Source organism: uncultured Empedobacter sp., assembly GCF_937930195.1.
GTDB classification, from domain to species: domain Bacteria; phylum Bacteroidota; class Bacteroidia; order Flavobacteriales; family Weeksellaceae; genus Empedobacter; species Empedobacter stercoris.
This window is the reverse complement of the sequence record NZ_CALGVK010000020.1, coordinates 1-4275: the sequence shown is the minus strand read 5'-3', so window position 1 is coordinate 4275 and position 4275 is coordinate 1. Positions and strand designations below refer to the sequence as shown.

3 protein-coding genes are annotated in these 4275 nt (G+C 34.6%); 1 reads left to right on the top strand and 2 read right to left on the bottom strand.

The genetic code is table 11. The features are described 5' to 3' along the window. Nucleotides 1-102 precede the first annotated feature (102 nt). Nucleotides 103-1215: an ABC transporter permease gene (locus Q0616_RS01185; RefSeq protein ID WP_298774317.1), complete on the bottom strand. Its 1113-nt coding sequence runs from the start codon at nt 1213-1215 to the stop codon at nt 103-105. Continuing rightward, a complete protein-coding gene (locus Q0616_RS01180) occupies nt 1215-3290 on the bottom strand; it encodes a carboxy terminal-processing peptidase (RefSeq protein WP_260542157.1) in 2076 nt (691 codons plus the stop codon). The genes Q0616_RS01185 and Q0616_RS01180 overlap by 1 nt, the downstream gene beginning before the upstream one ends. Nucleotides 3291-3482: 192 nt before the next feature. Here Q0616_RS01180 and surE point away from each other — a divergent pair, with 192 nt between their 5' ends. Continuing rightward, nucleotides 3483-4247, top strand: a complete 765-nt coding sequence (gene surE, locus Q0616_RS01175) for a 5'/3'-nucleotidase SurE (protein WP_171623219.1) — start codon at nt 3483-3485, stop codon at nt 4245-4247. Nucleotides 4248-4275 lie beyond the last annotated feature (28 nt).

The following is a 4275-nucleotide window of genomic DNA, read 5'->3' as shown; positions in this document are numbered from 1 at the left end:
ATTACTTTATATTAAGTCAATAATAATGACATAATCTTATTAAAAATTAGACCTATGTTTCTGTGTAGTTAACTATAAAAAGTTTAAAGTTTAATTCGCTTCTTACTGTTTAATATCCATGATATCTCGCAAAACATTTCCGAAGATATTAAATCCAAGAACCAATAACATGATGGCTAAACCTGGTAGGATTGCCAAATGTTGTTTCCCAAGAATGATATGGTTGTAATGTTCTTTGATGATATTTCCCCAAGACGGAGTAGGAGGTTGTGCACCAATTCCAAGAAAACTAAGACCACTTTCTACTAAAATTGCCGAAGCAAAATTGGCTGCCGATATCACAATAATAGGAGCAACCACGTTGGGTAATATTTGATTGAAGATGATTCTGGCATCCGAAAAACCTAAGGCTTTTGCTGCTTCTACGAATTCTTTTTCTCTGTACGATAAGAATTGTCCACGTACAACACGGGCAACTTCTACCCACATCGTTAGACCAACGGCAATAAATATCTGCCAAAATCCTTTTCCAATAGCCAAAGTAATAGCAATAACCAATAGTAATGTTGGGATAGACCACACTACGTTTATCAGCCACATAATCATGTTATCGACTGTTCCCTTGTAATATCCTGCGATAGCGCCCAGGGAAACTCCTACAAGTAATGAGATGAATACTGCGATAAACCCGATAAGAAATGAAATTCTTGTCCCGATGATTAACCTCGAATAAAAGTCTCTTCCGTACGAATCTGTACCAAGAAGATAGTTTTTTGTATAGATATATTGTTTCTCTATATCTTTGGTTTTGATGTTATGCTTTGTCCAAGTTGATGCATCTATGGTAATAGGTTCGCCACTAAGTCCGTTTCCTAAATAAGGAACATAGGTAATATTTTGTCCATTGATCTTGTAAGATGAGATACTTATTTGTTCCGAATCGATCTCTTTCCCGAATATATAATCAGTAAAACTTGTTTCTCCTGTATAATTAGGTAATGGAATTTCGATTGTTTTTTGCTGATAACCTATAGGTGCATATGCAATGGTTAGGTCTTGTCTGTTTGCATTTTCTGTTTTGTCTGTCGCGAAGATATAGGCAAAAATAGAGATGATTGCAGCCAATACTATTACACCAAAAGAAAGAACACCAAGGGTGTTCTTTCTTAATTTATTGAATACGATTTGTGAAAATGAACCGTTTTCTTGCTCCATTATTTTAGATCTCTTAAAACGTTAACCGCTTCGTTTAAATAAAAGTCTTTTTGCATTCCTTTGAACCAATTGTTACGTTTTGCTTTTAAGACAGTATCAGTTTTAGTTGTTGTCAAGTCGTTTTGATTCATTGTAAACTTGAAGTTGTTTTTGTACTTATCTAAAGTTTCGAACTTTTTGATTTTATCTTCGCGTGTTTTACGGTATGTTTTATAATCTTCTAAGTTCAAAGGAATCTCTTTCACCTCTTCCATTGATTTGATGAATTTGAAACTTTCGTTCATTAGTTTCAAGTGAGTGTTATTTTCTAAACGAGCTTTGCTGTTGGCTTTTACTTTTGTTAAATCGAAAGTTGTAGGCCATTTTGCAATAACCAATGGTTTGATTTGATCCCAGTTCAAAGCTTCTGGTCGAGAAGCTTCGCTGATATCTTCGTAAGTGAACTGATCAACTAAAGAAATATCCGACTGAACTCCTTTTAATTGTGTTGATCCTCCGTTAACTCGGTAGAATTTTTGTATTGTTAACTTCACTGCTCCATACTCATCACTTCCTGTTTGACGGTCTAAAGGCAAGATAGTTTGTACTGTACCTTTACCAAAGGTTTGAGGCGATCCCACGACAACAGCACGACCATAGTCTTGCATAGCTGCAGCAAAAATCTCTGAGGCAGATGCAGAAAGCTCGTTAACCATGACAACTAATGGCCCGTCGTATGCGATAGAATTATCTTTGTCTTCGTGAATTTTAAGCATTCCGTCACTACGTCTCACCTGTACAATTGGTCCTTCTTTGATGAACAATCCAGAGATTTTAACTACCTCTTCTAATGAACCACCACCATTGTTACGAACATCGAAAATAAGACCTTTGATGTTTTCCTTCTTCAATATTTCAATTTCTTTCTTGATGTCTTCGGAAGGGTAACGACCACCTTCTTTACCCATCGGGGTATAAAACTCAGGTAAATAAATCATTCCATATTTATCTCCTTTGTCGTCGGTAATTACAGAGGAACGAGCAAACACTTCTTCAGCTTCGATTACTTCACGAATCAAAGAGATTTGTTGTTGAGAACCGTCTTTTTTCTTAATTGTTAAGACAACTTCTGTTCCTTTTTTCCCTTTGATTAGGCGAATGGCATCGCTCAAAATCATTCCAACAATGTTTTTCGCTTCACCGTCTTTCCCTTGAGCAACTTTTATAATTTGGTCTCCGACTTCTAATTTACCGCTTTTCCATGCTGGACCTCCAACGATAAGTTCTGCAATTGTTGCGTAACCTTTTTTATCTTGAATCTTGGCTCCAATACCTTCCATTTGTCCAGACATTTCGAATTCGAAATCTTCTTTGCTCGTTGGTGAGAAGTAAGTTGTGTGGGGATCGTATTGTTCTGTGTGCGAATTCATGTAAATAGAGAAATAATTTTCGCGTTTTGTTTGCTTGATGCGACGGAAATAATCAGAAATTAAATCTTTTACTTCTTCACGTGCTATCTTTTCAACTTCTGCAAAAGGAGTATCTTTTGTGATTTTCTTTTTGTCTTTGTCAGCCAAAGGATCTTTAGCATCTTTTAACGAAGTAGAATTGTTCAAGGTGTCTTTCTTTTCACCTTTTACGTCATCTTGCATAGAAATGATTTCCAACATTACGTTGTATTTCAGGTATTTGCGCCATAAATCTTTTGCTTCGTTTTTATCTTTAGCGTATTTAGACGTTTTGTAATCGATATTGAAATTCTCTTTTTGATTGTAATCAAAAGGTTTCGATAATGCTTCCATCGAATATTTTTCCGCTTCAGCAATACGTTTGTAAATTGTATCTACAGATGCATTGTAAAAGTTTAAATTTTCTGTTTTATAATAATCATCTAAATTGTGAAAATCTTTTTTGAATAAATCATAATCAGATTGCAAAAGAAAGCGTTTGCTTGGATCTATATATTCTAAATATTTATTGAATACATTTTCTGAAAATTTATCATCAACTGTTGCAGGTTTATAGTGTAGATAAGTTAAGGTATTTCGTGTGTTTTTTACAATTAACTTTTCTCTTTCTTCGTCAGTGTCTAACATGGGTTTGCAAAAGCAAAAAGCAAGTAAACTCATTGATAAAAACGATAGTAAAACATACGTTTTTTTAATTAACATATTGCGATGGTGTTATATAAATTAATAATTTAAGTATCCTTCAAATATAAAACAAAAAGAAATTAGAAGGAAGTTTTTTACATTTGTATAAATGATGAATAAAAGTAATAAATAAATATGGAAAGACCGCTAATTTTAGTTACAAATGATGATGGGGTAACTGCGCCTGGAATAAGAGCGTTAATAGAAGTTGCAAAAGAGTTTGGGGAAGTTTACGTTGTAGCGCCTGATAGTCCACAAAGTGGAATGGGGCATGCGGTTACGATTAATTCGACTTTATTTTGTGATGAGATTGAAGTTGATGCAGAAGTAAAAGAATATGCGTGTTCGGGAACACCGGTAGATTGTGTAAAATTAGCTGTTTCGCAAATTTTACCTCGTAAGCCAGATTTGTGTATTTCTGGAATTAATCATGGATCGAATTCGTCTGTGAATGTGATTTATTCCGGAACTATGTCTGCCGCTGTAGAAGCTGGAATAGAAGGGATTCCTGCAGTTGGATTTTCGTTGTGTGATTTTTCGTACAATGCAGATTTTAAAGCAGGAGAAAAGTTTGTTAAAACAATTATTGCACAAGTTTTGGAACATAAATTACCAAAAGGAGTGGTGTTGAATGTTAATATTCCGAAATTGAAAGAAGAGGAAATTAAAGGAATTAAAGTTTGTCGACAAGCTGATGCTAAATGGGAAGAAAAATTTGATCGTCGCGAAGATCCTCGTGGTAGAAAATATTATTGGATGAGTGGAGAGTTTAAAAACTTAGACAAAGGAGAAGATACTGATGAACGAGCTTTAGCAGAAGGTTATATTTCTGTTGTTCCTGTTCGTTATGATTTAACAGCGCATCATTTTTTGACAGATTTAAGAAACTGGGAGTTGTAACTTTGTTCTAAGTTCTAAGTTCTAAGTT